Origin of the sequence: Kamptonema formosum PCC 10802 (genome assembly GCF_000332335.1) — a bacterium.
Lineage (GTDB): Bacteria > Cyanobacteriota > Cyanobacteriia > Cyanobacteriales > Oscillatoriaceae > Oscillatoria.
In genome coordinates, this window is record NZ_KB235948.1 from 4,758,635 (window position 1) to 4,780,181 (window position 21,547).

The 21,547-nt window shown below is 53.1% G+C and carries 18 protein-coding genes, 1 tRNA gene, 1 rRNA gene and 1 pseudogene; 14 read left to right on the forward strand and 7 right to left on the reverse strand.

The window, feature by feature from the left end; translation table 11 throughout:
* Positions 1 to 330 precede the first annotated feature (330 nt).
* From rrf to avd, 6 genes are all read left to right on the forward strand, one after another.
* Positions 331 to 448: ribosomal RNA gene (gene rrf / locus OSC10802_RS0120715) — 5S ribosomal RNA — on the forward strand.
* 360 nt (positions 449 to 808) lie between these two features.
* Positions 809 to 1,690 carry a PP2C family protein-serine/threonine phosphatase gene (locus OSC10802_RS0120720; protein WP_017718681.1) on the forward strand — a complete coding sequence of 294 codons (882 nt, stop codon included), beginning with the start codon at positions 809 to 811 and terminating at the stop codon, positions 1,688 to 1,690.
* A gap of 166 nt (positions 1,691 to 1,856) precedes the next feature.
* A complete protein-coding gene (locus OSC10802_RS0120725; RefSeq protein ID WP_017718682.1) occupies positions 1,857 to 3,059 on the forward strand; it encodes an FHA domain-containing serine/threonine-protein kinase in 1,203 nt (400 codons plus the stop codon).
* A 202-nt stretch (positions 3,060 to 3,261) separates the two neighbouring features.
* Entirely contained in the window at positions 3,262 to 4,044 is a 783-nt protein-coding gene (locus OSC10802_RS0120730; RefSeq protein WP_017718683.1) for a VWA domain-containing protein, read from the forward strand.
* Between the two features lie 372 nt (positions 4,045 to 4,416).
* Positions 4,417 to 6,228 (forward strand): bifunctional serine/threonine-protein kinase/formylglycine-generating enzyme family protein, encoded by a 1,812-nt coding sequence (locus OSC10802_RS0120735; RefSeq protein WP_044171284.1) that lies wholly within the window; start codon positions 4,417 to 4,419, stop codon positions 6,226 to 6,228.
* A gap of 119 nt (positions 6,229 to 6,347) precedes the next feature.
* On the forward strand, positions 6,348 to 6,650 hold the full coding sequence (avd, locus tag OSC10802_RS0120740; protein WP_017718685.1) for a diversity-generating retroelement protein Avd: 303 nt from the start codon (positions 6,348 to 6,350) through the stop codon (positions 6,648 to 6,650).
* Between the two features lie 139 nt (positions 6,651 to 6,789).
* On the opposite strand, the gene OSC10802_RS0120745 is transcribed toward avd, so the two are convergent.
* Entirely contained in the window at positions 6,790 to 6,999 is a 210-nt protein-coding gene (locus OSC10802_RS0120745) for a hypothetical protein (RefSeq protein WP_155968144.1), read from the reverse strand.
* On the opposite strand from OSC10802_RS0120745, the gene OSC10802_RS0120750 reads away from it, so the two are divergent.
* On the forward strand, positions 6,998 to 8,941 hold the full coding sequence (locus tag OSC10802_RS0120750; RefSeq protein ID WP_017718687.1) for a bifunctional serine/threonine-protein kinase/formylglycine-generating enzyme family protein: 1,944 nt from the start codon (positions 6,998 to 7,000) through the stop codon (positions 8,939 to 8,941). The genes OSC10802_RS0120745 and OSC10802_RS0120750 overlap by 2 nt on opposite strands.
* A gap of 774 nt (positions 8,942 to 9,715) precedes the next feature.
* Here the strand turns inward: OSC10802_RS0120750 and OSC10802_RS0120755 are convergent.
* The 6 genes and pseudogenes from OSC10802_RS0120755 to OSC10802_RS0120780 form a co-directional block, all read right to left on the reverse strand.
* Complete coding sequence (locus OSC10802_RS0120755) at positions 9,716 to 10,201, reverse strand: DUF2721 domain-containing protein (RefSeq protein ID WP_017718688.1); 486 nt, start codon at positions 10,199 to 10,201, stop codon at positions 9,716 to 9,718.
* A gap of 285 nt (positions 10,202 to 10,486) precedes the next feature.
* Complete coding sequence (locus OSC10802_RS0120760) at positions 10,487 to 11,218, reverse strand: sirohydrochlorin chelatase (protein WP_017718690.1); 732 nt, start codon at positions 11,216 to 11,218, stop codon at positions 10,487 to 10,489.
* Positions 11,219 to 11,500: 282 nt separating this feature from the next.
* Entirely contained in the window at positions 11,501 to 12,190 is a 690-nt protein-coding gene (locus tag OSC10802_RS0120765) for a manganese catalase family protein (protein WP_017718691.1), read from the reverse strand.
* Between the two features lie 224 nt (positions 12,191 to 12,414).
* Positions 12,415 to 12,795: pseudogene (locus OSC10802_RS56610) on the reverse strand (GUN4 domain-containing protein); the annotation flags it as partial.
* Positions 12,796 to 12,807: 12 nt separating this feature from the next.
* Entirely contained in the window at positions 12,808 to 13,917 is a 1,110-nt protein-coding gene (locus tag OSC10802_RS41060; protein WP_017718693.1) for a protein kinase domain-containing protein, read from the reverse strand.
* 259 nt (positions 13,918 to 14,176) lie between these two features.
* Positions 14,177 to 14,575: a DUF4359 domain-containing protein gene (locus OSC10802_RS0120780; protein WP_017718695.1), complete on the reverse strand. Its 399-nt coding sequence runs from the start codon at positions 14,573 to 14,575 to the stop codon at positions 14,177 to 14,179.
* Positions 14,576 to 14,725: 150 nt separating this feature from the next.
* On the opposite strand from OSC10802_RS0120780, the gene OSC10802_RS0120785 reads away from it, so the two are divergent.
* The 7 genes from OSC10802_RS0120785 to OSC10802_RS0120815 all read left to right on the forward strand — a co-directional run bounded on the left by OSC10802_RS0120785 (position 14,726) and on the right by OSC10802_RS0120815 (position 21,508).
* Positions 14,726 to 14,798: transfer RNA gene (locus OSC10802_RS0120785), tRNA-His, on the forward strand.
* Positions 14,774 to 14,977 carry a hypothetical protein gene (locus OSC10802_RS50495; RefSeq protein WP_155968145.1) on the forward strand — a complete coding sequence of 68 codons (204 nt, stop codon included), beginning with the start codon at positions 14,774 to 14,776 and terminating at the stop codon, positions 14,975 to 14,977. Before OSC10802_RS0120785 ends, OSC10802_RS50495 begins: the two co-directional genes overlap by 25 nt.
* An 88-nt stretch (positions 14,978 to 15,065) precedes the next feature.
* The gene (locus tag OSC10802_RS0120790; protein WP_369797126.1) at positions 15,066 to 15,821 is read left to right on the forward strand and encodes a MotA/TolQ/ExbB proton channel family protein; all 756 of its coding nucleotides are present in this window, start codon (positions 15,066 to 15,068) and stop codon (positions 15,819 to 15,821) included.
* Between the two features lie 346 nt (positions 15,822 to 16,167).
* Positions 16,168 to 16,908, forward strand: coding sequence for an ExbD/TolR family protein (locus OSC10802_RS41065; RefSeq protein ID WP_071593387.1), 741 nt, complete (start codon positions 16,168 to 16,170; stop codon positions 16,906 to 16,908).
* Positions 16,909 to 17,083: 175 nt separating this feature from the next.
* The gene (locus tag OSC10802_RS0120805; RefSeq protein ID WP_017718698.1) at positions 17,084 to 18,409 is read left to right on the forward strand and encodes a class I SAM-dependent methyltransferase; all 1,326 of its coding nucleotides are present in this window, start codon (positions 17,084 to 17,086) and stop codon (positions 18,407 to 18,409) included.
* A 203-nt stretch (positions 18,410 to 18,612) separates the two neighbouring features.
* Positions 18,613 to 19,143, forward strand: a complete 531-nt coding sequence (locus OSC10802_RS0120810) for a type IV pilin-like G/H family protein (protein WP_017718699.1) — start codon at positions 18,613 to 18,615, stop codon at positions 19,141 to 19,143.
* Between the two features lie 124 nt (positions 19,144 to 19,267).
* Positions 19,268 to 21,508, forward strand: a complete 2,241-nt coding sequence (locus OSC10802_RS0120815; protein ID WP_017718700.1) for an O-linked N-acetylglucosamine transferase, SPINDLY family protein — start codon at positions 19,268 to 19,270, stop codon at positions 21,506 to 21,508.
* Positions 21,509 to 21,547 lie beyond the last annotated feature (39 nt).

Consider the following 21,547-nt stretch of genomic DNA (forward strand, 5'->3'; position numbering starts at 1 on the left):
CCTTCCTTAGTACGAGAGGACCGGGAAGGACGCACCGCTGGTGTACCTGTTATCGTGCCAACGGTAGACGCAGGGTAGCCAAGTGCGGAGTGGATAACCGCTGAAAGCATCTAAGTGGGAAGCCCACCTCAAGATGAGTGCTCTCATGGAGTTAATCCAGTAAGGTCACGGGAAGATTACCCGTTGATAGGCATCAGGTGGAAGTGCAGTAATGTATGAAGCCAAGATGTACTAACAGACCGAGGGCTTGACCTCTAACATTGATGTTTCATATAAAGACAAGTTGCTGTGCAGTCTTCAGGGTTCTGTTATGTAAACCCTACGGTTTTTCCTGGTGCTTTTGGCGCGGTGGAACCACACCGATCCCATCCCGAACTCGGAGGTGAAACGCTGCTGCGGCGAAGATACTTGGTGGGTAACTGCCTGGGAAAATAGCTCGGTGCCAGGGTAATAATAAACAGTGAAGCGTCTTTCTGTGCGAACAGGGAGGCGCTTCGCTGTTTTTGGTGTTAGTTTTGTTTAAGGAAGAGCCGGGATTGGGGGATTGGGGGATTTGGGGATTGGGGATTGGGGTACTACAAACCTTGGGGCTAAAGCCCTGCTACGAACCTTTGGGCTAAAGCCCAACTACGAACCTTTGGGCTAAAGCCCAACTACGAACTTTTGGGCTAAAGCCCTAATCAATTTAGCTAGTGCTATATCATATACAAAAAACAAGCAATTCTTGTGTTTCCAGAAGCTTTTCTGCTTCAATACTTACACTTAAAAATATCGCGGTTGCCAACATAAAAGCAAAGGAGAGCCGGTTATGTCTCGTCAGCCAGTCTCTAACGGTGATGTTCAGCAAATGCCTCTTCCCTACGCTGTCCGCAACGAAATCAACCAGCGGCAGAATAACGAGGACAGTTTCCAAATTTTTGCCATCTCTTTGGGGTGGGGGCGAGCGCTCCTTCCTGTATTAGCTGTTGCCGATGGCATGGGCGGACACTCTCACGGGGAGGATGTCAGCCGCGAGGCGCTGCGCAAGATCAGTCTGACTTTATTTGAGCAGCTGAGTGTCGCGCCCTCTCTCAATCAGTTGCAGCCACCGGCACCCCCTGATGCTAAAACTCTATCGGTGGCTCTGCAAACTTCTATAGTGCAAGCTAACGATTATGTCCAGCGGATGGTGGACGTGAATCGCTGGGGGAAAGCCGGCTCGACGGTTGTGGTTGCAGCGATTCTGGAAAACACCGCTGTGGTGGCTAATTTGGGCGACAGCCCCCTGTTTCACTATCGGGCAAAAGATGGGAACCTCACTCAAGTTACGGAAGAGCACACGCTGGCGGGTGCGCTGCTGCGCGCGGGGATAATTTCTCCTGAAATGGCTCGCTCTCACTCTGGGCGCAACCAACTAACATTATACCTCGGCTCCCCCCACCTCCCCCCCGATTTGCCGCCGCGTCAGGTGGCGATCTCACCGGGGGATTTGCTGCTGCTGTGCAGTGATGGCGTCAGCAGCGCTCTCGAATATGAGCAAATTGCCGCCATTCTTGCCGGCTCTGATTTGGAAGAGATGGCAAACCGGCTGCTTGCGGCGTCGCGGGATGCCGGTGAAACTGATAACCAGACGCTTATTTTGTGGCGTCATCCGGAACGGAAAACCCCTGCTGATACAATTGTAGTGCATTCTTATACGACAGTGCAGTAACTTAAGGAAATTTTTAGAAAGTTTTGGGCTAAAGCCCAACTACGAACCTTTTGGGCTGAAGCCCTACTGCGAACCTTTTGGGCTGAAGCCCTACTGCGAACCTTTTGGGCTGAAGCCCAACTGCGAACCTTTTGGGCTGAAGCCCTACTGCGAACGGATGTAATCTATGTCTTTTCCCACTTTACAGCTTATGGTTAGCGGGCGCATTCCCGTTAAAATTGGTGGAGTTTCCCAAGTTGAAATCCTCGAACTTCTCGGCACCGGCAGTTTCGGTTCTGTCTGGAAAGTCGCCGACTGCGCTACTAAAAAAGTTTATGTCCTCAAAGCGATCCAGGGACTCAAACCGGACAGCATTCTGGGCAAACGGGTGCGCTTGGAAGCTGAGGTTTCTATTCCCTCTAAATACATTGTACCGGCAATTGGGCTGCGCGAATGGGACGCCAGCACTTTCCTGATTCTATTCGACTATTATCCGGCTCAATCCCTCGACAAAATCCTGGAAACCGGCACCCTCACCAGCGCCCAGAAACAGACTATCTTCCAGCAAACTCTCCTGGGTGTCTCTGACGCCCACCGCTGCAATATTGTCCACCGCGACCTCAAGCCCTCTAATATTTTAGTGGGCAGCGATGCAAATGTCAAGATTATTGACTTTGGGGTTTCCAAATTTAAGGGCAAAAACTTAACTGTCAGCGGCGAAATTATCGGCACTATCCCTTACATGGCTCCGGAATTGCTGGTGGAAGGCGCAAACATTGCTGATGGGCGGGCTGACATTTATTCTCTCGGACACATCCTTTATGAATTGGCGATGGGACAGCATTTTTGGACGCGCCAAGGCTGGTGCCGGCTCGAAGACTGCGCCGCCTATTTCAACCAAACACCCCGCCCCACTGAGGCAATTGATTCGAGCGATTTTCGCTGCGACTTTTACCCGCAGGCTCATCGCGTGCTGCGGCGTATGGTTAAAATTAACCCTGAGGAAAGGTACGCTTCTGTTGACGAGATTATCTCTGAGTTGGGCTATCTGACTAAATTGCCGGCAATCCCAGAACATCTGCCGCTGCGTTACCCCCTATTGATTGTGGAATCCGGCACGAATAAGGAGGCGCGGACTTTTGTAAATATTGAAGACGGCGGGAGGATGGTTTTCGGGCGGGCGGATATTGCCGGTGCGGATGAAAGTATCAGCCGCCGGCATCTTGAATTCACTCGTTCTGGCAACCGCTACTTCCTGCGAGATGCCGGCAGCAAAAACGGCACTCTGCTGCGGGGCAAACTTCTGGATGACAAGCCGGTGGAAATCTATGACGGCGACAGGATTAAAGTCGGTGATGTGTTTTTGCGATTTGCCCTTTCTTCTCCCTAACTTAACCTGCTGTAGGAACTGGAACTGTAGCAGATTGTAATAACCTCGTTCCCAGGCTCCGCCTGGGAACGATAATTTTGAGGCTCTGCCTCCCCTTCCTAATAAACTATAATAGAGTGGGGGCAGTTTGATTAATCTTCTAACCTGTGCTATAAATATCTCTCAATAACCCGCCCCTACGTTTCCGCAAGGAGGAAAAATCATGAAAAAATGCAGCCACTGTGGGGCAGCCAATATCGACAGCGCTAAGTTTTGCAACGACTGCGGCACTGCCTTACCGGCACCCCTGGCAAAAACGGTTAAAATTCCCCCACCCCTGGAAGCCGGCAGTTTCGCTGAAGCCCTCAAAACTAAAGCCCAAACCTTGGAAAATAAACGCCGGGCAGATATTATGTTTGTGCTCGACTGCACCGGCAGCATGCGCGGCGAAATTGACGCTATCCGCGATGCCATCACCGCCTTTGCTGACAGCATCACCTCTGATGGGGTGCGCTGCCGCGTTGGTTTGATTGAATTTCGCGACAGATTGATTAAAGAAGAACACCGCGCCCTTTCCTTTGATGGCGAACCTTTTACCAGTAACCCCGCCGTTTTTCGCCGCGAAGTTGCCAAACTCACCGCCACCGGCGGCGGCGACGATCCGGAAAGCAGCCTCGATGCTATTATGCTAGCATTGCGCCAGCCCTTCGCTGCCGGCAGCAACAAAGTTATCGTCTTGGTGACAGACGCCCCGCCCCACATCCCCGATAAGGACACCAAAAGTATGGAAGAAGTCTTGCGGGCAATTGACAGTGCCGGTGTGGGGCAATTCTACTGGGTGGGGCGCACTCTAGACGCGAAAAGTCAAGTTTATCTTCAACTCCTGCAAAGCAGGCGGGGTATGGCTTTTGATCTGGGCAAGGGGGATGATTTCCGCAGCCGTGCGGAACATTTTAAGCGGACTTTGATTGCTCTGGGCAAGACAATCTCTACCGCAACCCTCTAAGGCAATCCCCGTTTTACTTTCGTTCCTGGGCTGCTGCCTGGGAACGCAGGTAATGAGGCTCTGCCTCAAAGGATATGACAGTTGAATGTGACAGAAATTTTCCGGCACGACTTGCACAAACAGCGAGACTTGTGTTAGGCTTTGTACAGTGGGAAAGATGCGGGCATATAAGGTCAGAATGGCCCAGGATATTTTCTGAACCGCAGAGGCGCTGCGCAATCGCTGGGGGGAGAGAATAGAACAGAATCCCGGTTTCTTTAAGAAACCGGTATTCTGAATGCCATTCTGAATGCCACAAAACCGGCACCCCCACTTCCCCCACCGGCACACCTGATGTATAATCGCCGTATCGGCGTTAATCGGATACTGCCCATGCGCTGCCTGAACCCAGACTGCTATAAAGACGGAATTGCCCTCAAGGCAGAAGTTTGCCCCAACTGCGGGGTGCATCTGCCCTCCCTGCTGCGCGACGTGCTGCCGAACAGCACCCAGCTGAAATCGGGAACTTATGAAATAGATTACGCTTTGGGGCGAGGCGGATTTGGCATCACTTACCGCGCTCACCACACTCTCCTCGAACAGCTACTGGCTATCAAAGAATTTTACCCCCAAGAGTGTGCAGTTCGCAACGGGAAAACCGGCAGTTTGAGCGTGCCCCGCACCCAAGAAGAAGCTTACCAGCGGGGGAAAGAGCGATTCCTGCGCGAAGGGCGGATTTTGGCGAGGCTAAGTCACCCCAATATTGTGGGGGTGCGGGACTTATTTGAAGAGCGCGGTACGGCTTATCTGGTAATGGAACTTATCGCGGGGAAAACCTTGCGGCAGGAGTTAGACGCGCAACCGGGGAAAAAATTGCCCGCCAGACGAGTTGAGGAAATCATGGGGCAATTGGTGGCAGCTTTGCAAGCGGTTCACGATGCCGGTGTGTACCATCTGGACATCAAACCGGAGAACATCCTGCTGGCACCAGATAGTCGCCCAGTGCTGGTAGACTTTGGGGCGGCGAAACAAGAAAGCGGTGGCAAAAGCACCAAAAGCAGCACTCGCTCTTTTTCCGAAGCTTATGCCCCACCGGAACTAATTGGCGGAAAGCCGGTGGGTGCGGAAAGTGATATCTTTGAACTGGGGATGGTGCTGTACGAAATGCTCACCGGCACCCGCCCCGAACCCGCCTTCAGTCGCGTGCTTATGGGCGATAATTGGAAAGCTGCCGGTTTGGGAGAACCTTGGCAGACTTTGGTAGCGGCGGCGCTAGTTTTGCAGAAAGAAAAACGCCCTTCAAGTGTGCGCAAGTGGTGGGAACAAGCTGGGAAAGGAAAAGTAAGAGGTTTGTCTCTCAGTTCATTCGCCTTCGACACGGTGACAGTAGATGCGCGGGGGCGAGAAACCAACCGCAGTCGCCGGCAAGCTGAATTTTTCCCCCAAGACTTGGGAGGCGGGGTAATCCTGGAAATGGTTTCCATTCCGGGGGGAACTTTTATGATGGGTTCGCCAAATTCGGAAGAAGGGCGATATGACAGTGAAAGTCCGCAACACGGGGTGACAGTGCAGCCCTTTTTTATGGGAAAGTACGCCGTAACTCAGGCGCAGTGGAAAGCTGTCGCAGCTTTGCCCAAGGTAAATCGCGACTTAAATTCAGATCCGTCTCAATTCAAAGGCGCAAACAGGCCGGTGGAATGTGTATCGTGGGAAGATGCGATGGAATTTTGCGCCCGACTGTCCAAAAAGACTGGGCGCGACTACCGTTTACCCAGCGAAGCTGAGTGGGAATACGCCTGTCGCGCCGGCACCACAACGCCTTTCCACTTCGGCGAGACAATTACGACTGATTTGGCTAACTACGACGGCAACTATACCTACGCTTCTGGCCCAAAAGGCAAGTATCGCCAGGAAACAACGAACGTCGGGAGTTTTCCGCCCAACGCTTTTGGTTTGTACGACATGCATGGCAATGTCTGGGAGTGGTGCGCCGATTATTGGCACGAGAATTATGCCGGTGCGCCGGTTAATGGGAGTGTCTGGAATTCTGGCGAAAACGAAGATCGCCGATACCGGTTGCGACGTGGGGGTTCTTGGTACCACAATCCCAGGTATTGCCGTGCGGCTTACCGCGTCAGGGTCGGGCCGGAGTTCAGGAATGGCGTTATCGGGTTCCGCGCGGTCGTTTCTGCTGTCAGGACTTAGTAGCCCTTTACCCTTTTCCCCTTTTGCCCTCTGCCCTTCTTTCCTTTTCCCTCTTCCCTCTCGCGCGAAGCGCGTCGCGATTTTTTTTTAAAAATGGCCTACTATCTTTTTAGCGGACAATGAGCGAATTACCCATTATCCAGAAAACCTATGACTTAGTTAAATGGTATGTCCCGATTCTAAACCGACTCCCACGCCAGTACAAATTTACTGTTGGCGACCGGATGATAATTGGACTTTACGAACTTTTAGAAGGTCTGATAACAGCCCGATACGCCAGAGACAAATTAGCCCAGCTGGAAGTGCTGAACGTAAAAATAGACATCCTGCGCCACCAAACGCGCTTGCTGTTAGATTTTCACGAGATGTCAACTGAAATTGCGCCACTTAATGTGATGTGTGGTGGGTTACGCTACCGCTAACCCACCCTACAGATAGAAGCTTTGCGTAAGTTCAGGTGTCGCCTTCCCCCGCCAATAGGGTTTATATGCCGGCACCTATTCCATTATTCTCAATATAGCACAACTCCAGAAGATTGTGCGATTTTTGGGAAAATTTCTGTCACAATGAAGCGGCACAATTGAGTGGGCAAAGCCGCCCCCAGAGATGCCGGCGCAATCGCTGGCGGGAAAGAATAGAACAGAATCCCGGTTTCTTTAAGAAACCGGGATTCTGAATGCCATTCTGAATGCCAAAACCGGCACCCCCACTTCCCCCACCGGCACAACTGGTGTAAAATTGCCGTATCGGCGTTAATCGGTATGTGCTCATGCGCTGCCTGCACTGCTTAAAAGACGGAATTGCCCTCAAGGCAGAAGTTTGCCCCAACTGCGGGGTGCACCTGCCCACCTTGCTGCGCGACGTGCTGCCCAATAGCACCCAACTGAGAGGGGGAACTTATGAAATAGAATACGCTTTGGGGCGAGGCGGATTTGGCATCACCTACCGCGCTCACCACACGCTTCTGGAACAGATTATCGCTCTCAAAGAATTCTACCCCAAAGATTGGGCAATTCGCAACCCAAGCACCGGCAGTTTGAGTGTGCCCCCCACCCAAGAAGAAACTTACCAGCGCGGGAAAGAGCGATTCCTGCGGGAAGGGCGGATTTTAGCCAAGCTCAGTCACCCGAATGTCGTGGGAGTGCGGGACTTATTTGAAGAGCGCGGTACGGCTTATCTCGTCATGGAACTAATAGCAGGTAAAACCCTGCGGCAGGAATTAGACGCGCAACCGGATAAAAAATTGCCCGCCCGCCGAGTTGCAGAAATAATGGAGCAATTGGTGGCAGCTTTGCAAGCGGTTCACGATGCCGGTGTCTACCATCTCGACATCAAACCGGAAAACATCCTGCTGACACCAGACAGCCGCGCAGTTGTGATAGATTTTGGGGCGGCGAAACAAGCTGCAACCGGCCAAAATAGCAGTGGGAGCACCCGCTCTTTTTCCGAAGCATACGCCGCACCGGAAATTATTGCCAGACAGCCGGTGGGTGCGGAAAGTGATATCTTTGAACTGGGGATGGTGCTGCACGAAATGCTCACCGGCACCCGCCCCGAACCCGCCCTCAGCCGCCTGCTGATGGGCGACAGCTATCACCCTGCCGGATTAGCAGAACCCTGGCAGAATTTAGTAGCGGCGGCGCTAGTTTTGCAGAAAGAAAAACGCCCTTCTAGCGTGCGCCAGTGGTGGGAATCTCTCACCCCCTCACCCCCCAACCCTCTCCCCCAAGAGGAGAGAGAAATTAGTATTCCCCCCACTCCCTTTTTGGCAGAAGCGGGTAAAGGCGGTGAGGGCAAAACATCTGTCGCCCCCTCAGCCCCAACCCCTCTCCCCCCAGAGGAAAAGGGAGGTAAAGGCAAATCACCTTTGCAAATTTTTGAATTCGAGGTAGTGACAGTGAATGCGCGGGGGCGAGAAATCAACCGCAGCTGCCGGCAAGCCGAATTCTTTCCCGAAGACTTGGGAGGCGGGATAATTCTGGAAATGGTGTCAATTCCAGGGGGGAGTTTCCTGATGGGTTCGCCGAATTCTGAGCGAGAGCGATATGACATCGAAAGTCCACAGCACAGAGTCAGCGTGCAACCTTTTTATATGGGCAAATATCCAGTAACTCAGGCGCAGTGGAACGCTGTCGCCTCCTTCCCCAAAGTCAGCCGCGACTTAGATCCCGATCCCTCCCAATTCAAAGGCGAAAATAGGCCGGTGGAATGCGTGTCGTGGCAAGATGCTGCCGAATTTTGCGCCCGACTTTCGCGAAAAACCGGGCGCAACTACCGCTTACCCAGCGAGGCGGAGTGGGAATACGCCTGCCGTGCGGGAACCGCAACGCCTTTTCACTTTGGCGAAACAATTACAGCTGATTTAGCTAACTACGAAAGTAACTACACTTACGCCTCCGCACCGAAAGGCAAATACCGAGAAGAAACAGCGCCGGTGGGGAGTTTTCCGCCGAATGCCTTTGGGTTGTACAACACCCACGGAAATGTCTGGGAGTGGTGCGCCGATCCGTGGCACGATAATTATGCCGGTGCGCCGCCTGATGGGAGTGTTTGGGAAATTGGCGGAAACAAAGATCGGCGGGTGCAGCGTGGCGGTTCTTGGTATAGCAGCCCCAGGGATTGCCGTGCGGCTTCCCGCAACAAATTCGTGCAGCATTTCGGGCGCGACAATGTGGGTTTTCGCGCAGTCGTTTCCTTGGGGAGGACTCCGTAAGTTTTTTTTAATAAACCGCGCCCGTGAGGGATCGCCAAAGAAAGAGAAGTGAGAGGATTTTCCAAATTGTTTAGAACTGCTATAAACCCGCCCCGGCACCACCGGCATCCCCATGCCAGGATTATATATAGCGAGTCTAAATCATTCGGTTAGACCTCTGGCTAGTTGACCAGGTTCCTGGCGATTGAAATCGCGGCTATACAGACAAAGCCCGCCTACGCGGGCTAAGAGTATAGCAAGATTCTCAAAATGTGCGGGTTTTTTTTCGAGGAAAGACGAGAAAGGCGAGAACAAGGGTTCCCAGAAAGCTCCCCTCCCCGTTAACGGGGAGGGGTTGGGGGTGGGGTAAAACCCCCTATCAATTCGCCAACAGTCTCTTGAAATTCACTGCGACAAACGAAGTCCGCCTACCCAACGGGCACGGGCTTCGCCCAACGCGGACTTAAGAGAAGCTTTGCGTAAGTCCTGAATCTTAAAACCCTTGCCTTGCGGGTTTTGTCTGTATGGCTGCGGTTACCCTGCGGGAAGCCGCCAAGGGCGTCTACAACCGCCCAGAGACTGCGGGACACAGCTTAAGTTTACACTAATGATCCCCGTGCCCGCCCTCTTCCGGGATTACCACTCCCCTTGGCCCGACCTTATATGCCGGCACATTTTCCATCATCCCTATCCTAACACAAATCCGGAGAATGCAACTGCCTCTCTCCAAATTTCTGTCCTCCCAACTGTCACATTTTCCGCCAACCTCACCCACCGGCAGGCAGCAGCCACATCCTATTCCTTGCCCTTCACTTCCAGCATAATCACCGAATAGGAAACCAACTCATCAACCCCCAGGAAAATCCCCCCACTCAGCACCAGAAGCATCCCCGACACAAACAAAAAAAGCGGCAACCCATGAACCGCCGCACTGTCAATAGCAAAAAGCAACCCAATCGCAAAAGAAGTCAGCACAAACAAGCCCACAGCCACCGTGCAGCAGATAATCGAATTGCGAACATACCAAGCTCGCCGCAACAGCTTATTCAACTGGTGGTCGATACTCAAGCAGCGAATATCATCATACTGGTCATGGTCAACTCCATTATTAATCTCCCGGATAATTTTGCGCTTCTCCTCATTCAGCGCCCTAATCCTGGTGTAAAGCGAACCTTGCCTAGCATTCAACCCCAAAAAGAACAAGCCATTCGACGAAATCATTACTGCCGGTGCTAGAATAGATTGAATCGCTTGAGTTGCAGTTAAAGCTCCGCTATCCATATTCCTCCTTTCACTAAAATGCCGGCGTGGGAAACCCCACCCCACAACCCCCTCCCCGCATGCGGGGGGAGCAAGAAGAAAGAGTTTTCCTAAGCCTTGCAGTGCGCAGCGCCACAATCCTTCAGCTCGGATTATGTCACTTTTGAATCGGGCATCGAAATCGAAAGCGCCCAGACAATCTTCATAGCCCGCGAAGGCGGGCTTCGTTTGTATAGCCGCGATTTCCAATCGCCTGGAAACTAGCAAAAGTGACATGCTCCCCCTTCCGCTTCGCGTCTTCGCGGTTCATTCCCTCACCAACTCCAAAACCAAATCCGCCAATTCAGCAGTCGCTCCCAGCGGTTCAGCCAGATAGAAACTCACCTCCGGAAACCGCACCCGCAACCCCCCCACAGATTCCCCAATCGCATCTGTAATCCCGCCGGCAAACAGAAAATAGGGCAGAATCCCAACCTGCCGGCACCCCCCAGCCACCAACTCTCGCACGCGCTCCTCCAAACCAAGCCCAGCAGACCAAAACGCCGGCACCGCACCGAGCTGAGCCGCCAATTCCCGCACCGGCTCGTTCGCCCCCGCCCGACTGCTGCCGTGCGACAGTAAAATCCAAGCCTCAGCCGCCCTTTGCTCCATTCGCTCCGCCAGCAAAAATCCCAGTCGCGCATTATACCCCAAGTGAGGCCGCAAGTCAACTGTCACCTGAGAGCCAAGCGCTTGCTGCGCCAGCGCCACCTCTGCCGGTATGTCTTCCATGACGTGAACACCCGGAAGCAGGAACAGCGGGATCAGCTCAACCCGCCTCAACCCCAGAGAGCCGGTGCGCCGCCCAAACCGCACGAGTTGCTCCCACAGCGGTGCCGGTGCGAGTTCAAGCGTGCCGGTGCCCACCACCGGCGGGGGAGCCGGTGTCAAACCCGCCTTCCGCTCGCACAAGAGCGCAGCTAACGTATCGAGAGCCACTTGGGGGCGCGGATCGCGGCTGCCGTGAGCCACCAGAAAATAAGCCGATTGCAATTTCAACAGAGATTTCTTCCAATCAAACCTGCCAAATACGAGTTTGCCTTAACTTAACCTTACTGCAGAAAAATTTTTGTAACGGTTGAAACAGAGTGAGAGATCACTTATAAAGAAAAATTTAAATCACAAGAAACCGGGTTTCTTGAAGAAACCCGGTTTCTGACCCTTCGCGTGAAGTCCTCAGACTTCTCTTAAGTCCGCGCAGGCGGACTTCGTTTGTAAGCCCTTGAATTCCATTCGCCTGGGAGCTTAATGTGACACCAACGAGAGTGAGCCCGCCCTCACTTAAGAGCGGGTGTGCATCGGATCGGCAATATAGCGGAAAGTAGGTTCAGAGTTCCAGGGTCCGCGCTCATCAACCTGACCATTAGAAGACAAATTGAAATACAGATCCACTGTTTCATCGGGCTGGATATTGCCGAACATCGGATCGGTTAGCTTGCCGAGAGAATCCAGCGCCTTCATAAACATCTGCGTGTGGGAAATTTCGCGGGTGAGCAGAAACACCAGAGTGTCTTTCGTCCCCGCATCCGGTGCCAGCTTAACCAATTCTTCATAAGTCTGCCGCGCTCCACCTTCAGCGGCAATATCAGCCCGCAAATCGCGCACAATATGCCCACCTTCATTCAGATACTTCGCTGACCAAGCAATCCCCTGACTGTCCAAAAAATGCGGTCCCATGCCCCGCACCGCAAACAGCGTGCTCCTGAAAGCTTCTGTCTGGTCTACATTCTTCGTGTGAGCTTCGATGAGCCGGCCAACTACTTCTAAATGACTGAACTCCTCAATAGCAATATCTTGCAGCATGTCCCGGATGCCGGCATGCTCGCAGTGGAAAGACTGCACCCAGTATTGCAGCGCTGCAGTCAGTTCGCCGGTGGCTCCCCCAAACTGCTCCAGAAGCAGCTGCGCAAAACGCGGGTTAGGCTCATTGATCTCAATCTTGTGCATCAGCTGTTTTTTGTGCAAAAACACGATTCGCTACCTCTCTAGTATGGGTCAGACGTAAAGCCAGGTAAACCGTCTCAAGAGTTTGCTCCCTGACTTGGGAAAGTTTTACCTGGCTTCAAATTCTTATCGCAAATCCATTGTGTTATTAAGCTTGAAATTGAAACGTCTGCCTCCAGACACAAATAGCAGCACCCACCTCTCTGCTATAAGGTAGAATCGCGCTCGCAGCCTCTCCCAGCAAGCAAACACTAGCGAAGATCGCACTGAGCCAGCCGCGCCGCCATCGCACCGGCATGCCGCCACCACTGCATCCCACCGGCCCAAATCCGCGACGGCAAGTGCCCCGCCGGCGCTTTCAGATTAAATTGCAGCTCCCTTTCAGGGAAAGGAGGATTGTAAGTCAGCCAGCCAACCTGTTCGCAGAACTTCCCGTAATCCTCACCGGCAGCTTTATAAATTCGCGACTGCACGCTGAAGCCAAAGCGACCCGAACTGTATTTCACCCACAGCCGGTCAATTGTCCGCAAATCCTCACAGGGCAAAGCCTCTATCTCATTAGTATAAAGACAGGCGGCGGGTGACTTCCCCAGCATCTTGCACAAAACCGCCCGAGTTTCCCGATCCGCTTCTTTCCACTTCTTTTACACCAGGAAATCCCGCAGTTTAGCATAATTTACTCCCACTTCCGAGACGAGCGCGTCCTGAGATTGAGCTGGTTTAGCCGGCGCGGGAAAAAGCTTTGCCAGCAGGGAATTGGGCTGGTGTGCCGGTGGGGGGGATTGCTGGGTGGCAGCGGTGTGAGCGGCAGCAGGTTTTGCCTGCGGATTCATATCTTTGAGCACCTCAGCTGCCGACGGGTATCGCCGGCTGACCGCATTTTGCAGCAACTTATCCACAACCTTACTTAAGCGAACCCGCCGCGTCTGGGAAGCCAATTCCCCCAAGCCGGTGGTGGGCAAATAATCGCGCCACGCCCAGCGGTCATTTTCCAGATCGTATAAAATAGAAGGAGACAAGCCGGTGAGCAGGTGAATGCAAGTCAGCCCCAAACTGTAGAGGTCACTTGCCGGCACCGCCTTGCCCCGGGTTTGCTCCGGTGCCATATAGTCCGGCGTGCCGATAATCGTGCCGGTTTGCGCCAGAGCGGTATCTGAGAAAAGCTTGGCAATTCCGAAATCGATGAGGACAAATTGACTGCGGTTGGCACCCCCGACATTCGCAGAGGGTGGGGGGGACCGGCGCATAATGTTAGCCGGCTTGATGTCGCGGTGGATCACCTGCCGGTCGTGAACATACTGCAGCACCGGCAGCAAATCCAGCAGCAGATCCCAAATCTGCTGCTCGCTAAACACCCCAGACTGCTTCAATTCCTGGGAGAGAGTCTGCCCCTCAACCCACTCCTGCACCAAATAGAGCCACCCATTTTGCTCAAAGTGCGCCAGCAAAGAAGGGATTTGGGGGTGCTTGCCCAATTCGTCGAGACGCACCGCTTCCTGGTAGAATAGTTCGATAGCTTTCTTAAACTGGCCGGTGCTCCCCTGCTGAAACTGCAGTTGCTTGACAGCGCACTTGGGTTGCGAGGGGATATCTTCATCCACCGCCAGAAAAGTTCTGCCAAAACCGCCTTTGCCAACCAGTCGAATCGGGCGGTAGCGCTCTCTGAGCAAGAGCTGAGATCCGCAGGTGTGGCAAACTCGGACGGCATCTGGATTGAGCGGTTGCTGGCATCCTGGGGCAACGCAGTAACTCATACCAATTTTGGATTTTGGATTTTGGATTTTGGATTGAAAAAGGTGGCAGGAAAGCCTTTCCAGCCCCAGGAAAAAATACTATCTATCCCAACTTGGAATCTGGAGCGCTTGTGCATTTATTTGACATTATACATCTCTATGCTGCGTTCCAGTATATGCCCGTAAACGTTAATTCCCCTCGTTCCCAGCCTCAGGCTGGGAACGCCCTCTGGAGGCTCTGCCTCCTTTCAAGGGAAAAGCAGGTTAAAAGCCTAACAGCTTATTTCTTCCCTGCTTTATAGGTATAAAAACTCTGGAACACTCCCACCGTTTCAAACTGGTAAGTGGGCAGCCCCGACAGCATTGCACTGAACCCAGCGGGCAACAGCCGGCTGACGGACACATCGGTTGTGTAAATGCTGAACACTAGAAAATCTTGCCGCTGGGTGCTGCTTTGGACAATGCGCTGGATATCCGACCGGCCCGCATCCACCGTTGAGGCGCATCCCTCCTGGAGGAAGGGGGCTTTCTGGCAGACATTCTCTTTCACGTACTCGGTCAACTTGTCCACTGCATACTCCTCGTAGGCAGGCTGAGTGGGGTTGGTGAGGGCCATCGCCACCCCCAGCCCACCCAAGGCCACTCCCCCCACCAGCGCAGCAATTGTCAACGGCTTCATAGGCATACCAAACCCGCTCTTTAAGTTAAGGCCACCAGTTTAGTGGCCAGGAGCGGGCATCCCTCCCAGGTTAACCCAAAAAATTTGCTGATTTCAATGGCGAGGGGGTAGACACACACCGGCAGTCGTGCTACATTAGAAAATGTGATGGCGAGCGTAGCCAAGTGGTTAAGGCAGAGGATTGTGGTTCCTCCACCCGTGGGTTCGAGTCCCATCGTTCGCCCTTTATATAGATGTGGCCTGCAGGACAGGCGTCCCGCCGATCAGAGTGCCGGCGCAGGCGAGACTGCCGGTGCCAGCGAGACTGGCGTGCCGGTGCCGGCACGGGGCGGGCGTGCCGGTTATAGTGGCTTCAAATCTTTACAATTAGAATACCTGGGATTCGTTGGCGGCAGCTTGTAAAACAAGACTTGGAGCGAGGAACGCACGCAGGGAACGAAAAATCGTGAATCTGGAAGTAAAAGAAGTATTCGAGAAAGGCGGGCCGGCCATGTGGCCGCTGCTGGCCCTGTCAGTCCTGTCTGTCGCTACAATTATGGAGCGGCTGTGGTTCTGGGCAAACATCGCGCTCAAAGAAAAGGCAATTGTCAATCGAGTGCTGGAAGCGGCTCGTCACGACTGGCGAATGGCCAACGAGCTGGCCAGACAAGCGGACGGGCAGCCCATCGGGCGATTTCTCCACGCGCCGCTGCGGCTGGCCAACCCGGAGCCAGAACTGTTCCGGCTGGCGCTGGAGGCGGCGGCGGACGAGGAGTTGGCCTCGATGCGGCGGGGGGACAAAATCCTGGAAGCAGTAATAGCTCTAGCCCCACTGTTAGGGTTGCTCGGCACTGTTCTGGGGCTGATCAACTCTCTGGGATCTATCCGTCTCGGCGATTTGGGAACCTCTTCGGCGGCTGGGGTGACGCTGGGAATCGGCGAGGCGCTAATCAGTACGGCCACCGGCCTGATTGTGGCCATTACCAGTCTGGCGTTCTACCGGCTGTTTCAGGCGTTTTTGTTCAACCAGGTGAAGATTTTCCGCAGAGCGGGGAATGAATTGGAGCTGCTGTACCGGCAGTTCTGGCCCACGGCGAGGGAGAATGGCACTGTGCTGGAAAAGAGTGACGCCCCCACCGAGCCGGCAGCGCCAATAGAGAATTCTGTCAAGCCGGAAAAAGCGCTCAAGCCGGCAGCGCCACCGGAGGAGCCCAGCGTTTGGGAGGACTCGAAGCCGGTGGAAGCTCCGGACTCGGGGGGCAGCTAGCCGTTTTAATCCCGTTGCCGGGATTCAGCTGGCCAAAAATCATCCGCTCCTACCCCCTGCTGAAATCATTGTCGCATTCATTTGGGCTTCTTTGCACAACGGGGATGCTCCCGTGCTGCCCCACCTGCAGCGCCGGTGAACACATCTGAGAAACCGGGTTCCTTTGGCCAACAGCAAGTGGACCTCACACCAGCGCGAAAGTTTGGCTGCCATTATTGCCAGCCCCCTCTTCCCCCCCATCCCCATAGGGGGCCCCGAGCCCCCCCAGCCCCCTCTCCCACAAGGGGAGAGGGGGAGTAAGAAAACGCTAGAAAACTCCCCCAAGATTGGGCCAACCAGCTGCACCATGAAGATTAACCTGGACTCTCCCGCTGAAGAAGCTCGGATTGAAATCATCCCTTTGATAGATGTAATTTTTTGCATTCTGACGTTTTTCATCCTGGCGGCTTTGCAACTGACGCGCCAGCAGGCGATTACTGTGGATTTGCCGAAGGCCAGCACCGGCCAGCCCCAAGTGCGGCAGATGCTGCTGGTCAGCGTCAGCGCCCAAGGTCAAGTCTACGTGGAACAGACTCAGGTGTTCAGCGCGGATCAGCTAACTCAGGCGGTGCGGGACTATCGCGCCCTGAACCCCACGGGGCTGATGGTGCTGTACGCTTCCAAGGATGCCAAATATAATGATGTGGTGCAGGTGCTCGACAGGATGCGCGAAGTGGGGGGCGACCGCGTTGCCCTGGCCACTCTGCCCGGTGCGGAGGTTAAGCCGGCTAATTCTAATCCTCAGACGCAGGTGATTCCTGGAGTTCCAAATTTGACTTTACCCCCTAGCGCCAGTCCAGCGGCTCCGCTCAATCCCCCGGCTGCTCCTAAGTCGGGGGCGACGTTCGATCCGGCGAAGGTGCTGCCGGCTGTTCCCGGACAAGTGCCCTCCGCCCCCGCGCCCTCCGTTCCCGCGCCGGCAATTCCTGCGCCAGCAATTCCTGCGCCGGCAATTCCTGCGCCGGCAATTCCTGCGCCGGCAATTCCTGCGCCGGCAATTCCTGCGCCGCCTGCCGGTGCCGGTGGGGGTGGGGGGGGTGCGCAGTAGTGCCGGTGTGTGGGAGAATTCCAGCAGCAGTATAGCGCAAAAGTAGTGCTTGCGCTAAAATGTTTTGGGGGGAAAGCATACATGGCTTCCAGACGCGATTTATCGCGTCTCTACAAGAGATGCCAGACGCGATAAATCGCGTCTCTACAAGAGTTAACCATAGTAAATAGGCAAGATGGATAAGCAAGATTTCGAGTTGAGCGAGAAAATTCGCCAGCAATTTGACACCGCTCCTTATCCCAGACAGGGGCTAGACGAATCCCCAAAAGATGACTATAATTTTCTCTATATTCACAACTTGGTGACTCCCTACTATTTAAGAAACAAAAAAATTATAGAAACAGAAGGGAAAGTTATTTTAGATGCCGGTTGTGGCAGTGGCTACAAAGCATTGGCACTGGCAGAAGCCAATCCAGGAGCGAAAATTGTAGGGATTGACCTGTCAGAGCAGTCAGTAAAATTTGCGCGGCAGCGGCTGGAATATCACGGGTTTGAGAATGCAGAATTTTATGCGATGCCAATAGAGTATCTACCGAGCTTAGGCATAGAATTTGACTATATCAACTGCGACGAGGTTCTCTATCTGATGCCGGATTTAGTGGCGGGGTTGCGGGCGCTGAAGTCCGCACTAAAACCAGAGGGAATCATCCGGGGCAATTTGCACAGCTTATATCAGCGGGAATCCTTATTTCGCGCTCAGGAACTTTTCAAAATGATGGGGCTGATGGATGAAAATCCGCGCGAGTTGGAGATGGAGATTGTGCGGGAAACGATGAAAGCCTTGAAAGACGATAGCAAGCTAAAGGCACAAACCTGGAAGCCTAGCTATGAAACCGATGACCAGACGATTCTATCGAATTTTTTATTAGTGGGAGACAGGGGCTATACAGTCCCGCAACTGTTCTCTGTCTTGAGAGCCGCTGACTTGGAGTTTGTCAGTATGGTAAATTGGCGGCAGTGGGAGGTGACAGACCTGTTCAAGGAGCCGGATGATTTGCCGGCGTTCCTGGCCATGAGCTGGCCCGAAATTGCCCTGGAAGACCGGCTGCACATGTATGAGCTGCTGCATCCCATCCACCGCCTGCTTGACTTCTGGTGTGGCCAGCAAAACCAGGCTCAGCCTTTTGTGCCGGTGGAGGAATGGACGGACTCAGACTGGCTGGGGGCGCGGGTGCAGCTGCACCCCCAGCTGAGAAACGCTAAGCAGCGCGAAGACCTGCTCAACTGTGTCGCCAACCAGCGACCCTATGAAATTAGCAAATATGTTCAGACCCCGGCTCTGGCTCCTGTTATGCTAGGGAACAGTATCGCGGCTTGTCTGCTGCCCCTCTGGGAGGGGGCGCAGCCGGTTCCCGCCCTGGTAGAACGCTGGCTCAAGGTTAGGTCGGTGGATGCCGTCACCTTGGAGCCGGTGAGCGAGCAGACGGCTTTCGAGGAGGTCAAGGGGCTGTTGAGCGACCTGGAAGCCTTTCTGTATGTGCTTTTGGAGCGCTCAGCTTGAAGGGGCAAAAAAATTTTGTCTGGGGGTGATATGAAACTGAGCGAAAGTGGGTAAGCTACATTATTTTGGATAAATAGCCATGAGAGCGCTTAAAGACGAGGAAAAAAATTTTTGCCGGTGGTGATATGAAACTGAGCGAGGGTGGGTAAGTTATATCCAGGAGAAAGAAATCGAGCATCCCACACCTCACGGAGACGTTCTATATGAAGACCGAATTTAAGGCCAAGTTCCTGCAACACCTGAACAAGAGAAAAGAGGACAAAGGTTTCACCCTGATTGAACTGCTAGTTGTGGTTATCATCATCGGGATTCTGGCTGCTGTCGCGTTGCCCTCTCTCCTCAGCCAGACGAACAAAGCGAAGCAGGTGGAAGCTAGAAACAACGTTGGTGCCATGAACCGGGCGCAGCAAGCAGTCTATACGGAAAAGGGTTCCTGGGCAACTGATATGACAGGTATGGGCGTTGGCATCAAAACCGACACCACAAATTATAGCTACTCAATCGCCGGACAGAGTCAGGATACCGGCATCGCCCATCTGGCCACAGCTAAGTTGAAAAACCTAAAGCCCTACGCAGGTCTTGTGTGGACTGTAACTGAAAACTCACAAAGTACTACCCGAGCCATCCTGTGTGAGGAACTCCAGCCGGCTACGGGAACTAGTCAAGCGCCAACTATTACTACTTATGCAGATAATAAAACTGACTGTTCAGGTATGTCTGTACTAGGCAAGTAGGGCAGATATGCCACCGGCATCCGTCTGAGGCAATCGCAGTTAATCTGCTGTTGTCTGGAGTGGGTAGTGTATGCTACCCACTCTGTTTATATTCCATCACCCGGCATTTTTATAAGTAATTTTTATGACTTCTGGGAGCAGTGCAACAATTTATGCTAATTGGTTAAAAGAAGCCAATCAATACTTCATCCAAGGAGACTACAGCAAGGCAATTAGCCTCTATGAACAGGCAATTGAGGCTGAACCTGATGTGAAGTCCCATTACTGGCACTTGGGGTTGCTGTTGCTCTTGCAGGGGCAAGAGGCAGAGGCTCACACAACCTGGCTGCTGGGAATGGTGGATGGCGAAGCGGAAGAAGTAGAGGAGTGGACAGGGGAACTCGTACAAGTCCTGCAAACAGAAGCCCAGCGGCGGGAAGCGCTGGAAGATAATTCGGTAGCTTGGCTGATTCGGGGGCATATCCGAGAGCTTCAGCCAGCAGATATTAACAACCTGCTGTATCTGATTGAACTAGCCATCAAGCTGGAAAGATTTACAGCAGATGAGCTAGATGCCTGGAAGTTAATTGAACTGTTGCAGGCAGAGGAACCTGCCAGCGCTGATGCCGATTTGCTACTTCAGGTATTAAAGAATGTTCTAAAATGCGCCCCGCTGCACCCTTCATCTCTGGAATTTGCAGAAGCTTGTCTGCCTTATGTTCACCAACATCGTGATTTTTACAATGTGATGCTCTACGCCGCCGTCGAAGTCGGCCACTCGCTGGGGAGACACACCATTGCAGCATCAATTGTAGAGTTGTGTCTGCGGGTGGATGCCAACCATACAGAAACCTTGCGACATCTCGCTACTTTTTCTCAAAATGCGGCTGACTATGCTAAAGGCATAGAGATGGCTAAACGGTGCTATTCTCTTGTTGAGACGCTGCCAGAGAAAGTTTTTGCAAATCACTTGATCATTCGAGGGCTTCTAGGAGCAGTCGGGTACTGGGAGGACGCCTGTTCTGCTTTGCAGCTGCAAGAATCACTGCTGTTGGAGCTTGTGGCACAAGAGCCGGCAGAACTTCCCCAACCTACGGTGTCTCGCATGCTGACTTCAGTGTACTTTTTCCCCTACTTTCGGGATCAGCCGCAGCAAAACAGACTGATTCAGAATCAGGTAGCGCGGCTTTGCCAGTCTTATTATATAAGTTATGCCAGAGAAGGAGTGGAGTCCTACTATCAGAGACATGTCAACAGGAAAAACAAGGAGACTGGTTCGAGAACGAAACCTTTGAAGATTGGCTATATATCTCATTGCCTAAAAAGCCATTCTGTAGGCTGGCTGGCTCGATGGATATTTCAAGATCATGATAGGGAGCGCTTTCAAGTTCATGCCTATCTTGTCGGGTATGGGGAGACAGGCGACCCCTTGCAAGAATGGTATGTAAATCAGGTTTACAAAGCTCATAAATTAGGAGCTGACAATCAGCAAATAGCTGAGCAAATTTATCAAGATGAGATTGATATTTTAATTGATCTGGACAGTTTGACTCTCGACATTACCTGTGAGGTAATGGCACTAAAACCAGCTCCTGTTCAAGTCACTTGGCTGGGTTGGGATGCGTCGGGACTCCCTGCTATTGATTACTATATTGCAGATCCCTATGTTTTGCCAGAGTCGGCTCAGGATTACTACACGGAAAAAATCTGGCGGTTGCCCCAAACTTATATAGCGGTGAATGGGTTTGAGGTCGGTGTGCCGACGCTGCGGCGCGAGCAGCTGGATATTCCAACTGATGCCGTGGTTTATTATAGCGGTCAGGGGGGCTACAAGCGGCATCGCGATACAGCGCGACTGCAGATGAAAATTCTTAAAGAAGTGCCGAACAGTTACTTCTTGATTAAAGGTAAGGCTGACCAAGAGTCAATTACAAGCTTCTTTATCCAGCTGGCAGAGGAAGAAGGAGTGGATGGGGAGCGCTTGCGATTTCTGCCAAGCGATCCCTCTGAGGCAATTCACCGCGCCAATTTAGGCATTGCGGATGTAGTTCTGGATACCTACCCCTATAACGGCGCTACTACGACTCTGGAAACTCTGTGGATGGGCGTTCCTCTGGTGACGCGGGTGGGACAGCAATTTGCTGCCCGCAACAGTTACACGATGATGGTGAATGCCGGGGTAACGGAAGGGATTGCCTGGACGGATGAAGAATATGTGGAGTGGGGGATTCGCTTGGGGAAAGATCCTGTCCTGCGGCAACAAATTTCCTGGCGATTGCGACAATCGCGGCAAACCTCTCCCCTGTGGAACGCGAAACAATTCACTCGCGAGATGGAGAATGCCTACGAGCAAATGTGGGCGATCTACATGGAAGGGGGTCAATAGTTAAGTAGGGCCGGTTAAAATATTTCAGAAACCCGGTTT

Coding starts and splice junctions, on each gene's coding strand:
- OSC10802_RS0120780 (WP_017718695.1), bottom strand. CDS start 14,575: ATGAAGCCGTTGACAATTGCTGCGCTGGTGGGGGGAGTGGCCTTGGGT.
- OSC10802_RS0120720 (WP_017718681.1), top strand. CDS start 809: ATGTCTCGTCAGCCAGTCTCTAACGGTGATGTTCAGCAAATGCCTCTT.
- OSC10802_RS0120790 (WP_369797126.1), top strand. CDS start 15,066: ATGTGGCCGCTGCTGGCCCTGTCAGTCCTGTCTGTCGCTACAATTATG.
- OSC10802_RS41060 (WP_017718693.1), bottom strand. CDS start 13,917: ATGAGTTACTGCGTTGCCCCAGGATGCCAGCAACCGCTCAATCCAGAT.
- OSC10802_RS0120805 (WP_017718698.1), top strand. CDS start 17,084: ATGGATAAGCAAGATTTCGAGTTGAGCGAGAAAATTCGCCAGCAATTT.
- OSC10802_RS0120730 (WP_017718683.1), top strand. CDS start 3,262: ATGAAAAAATGCAGCCACTGTGGGGCAGCCAATATCGACAGCGCTAAG.
- OSC10802_RS0120815 (WP_017718700.1), top strand. CDS start 19,268: ATGACTTCTGGGAGCAGTGCAACAATTTATGCTAATTGGTTAAAAGAA.
- avd (WP_017718685.1), top strand. CDS start 6,348: ATGAGCGAATTACCCATTATCCAGAAAACCTATGACTTAGTTAAATGG.
- OSC10802_RS0120735 (WP_044171284.1), top strand. CDS start 4,417: ATGCGCTGCCTGAACCCAGACTGCTATAAAGACGGAATTGCCCTCAAG.
- OSC10802_RS0120750 (WP_017718687.1), top strand. CDS start 6,998: ATGCGCTGCCTGCACTGCTTAAAAGACGGAATTGCCCTCAAGGCAGAA.
- OSC10802_RS0120725 (WP_017718682.1), top strand. CDS start 1,857: ATGTCTTTTCCCACTTTACAGCTTATGGTTAGCGGGCGCATTCCCGTT.
- OSC10802_RS0120755 (WP_017718688.1), bottom strand. CDS start 10,201: ATGGATAGCGGAGCTTTAACTGCAACTCAAGCGATTCAATCTATTCTA.
- OSC10802_RS41065 (WP_071593387.1), top strand. CDS start 16,168: ATGAAGATTAACCTGGACTCTCCCGCTGAAGAAGCTCGGATTGAAATC.
- OSC10802_RS0120745 (WP_155968144.1), bottom strand. CDS start 6,999: ATGAGCACATACCGATTAACGCCGATACGGCAATTTTACACCAGTTGT.
- OSC10802_RS0120810 (WP_017718699.1), top strand. CDS start 18,613: ATGAAGACCGAATTTAAGGCCAAGTTCCTGCAACACCTGAACAAGAGA.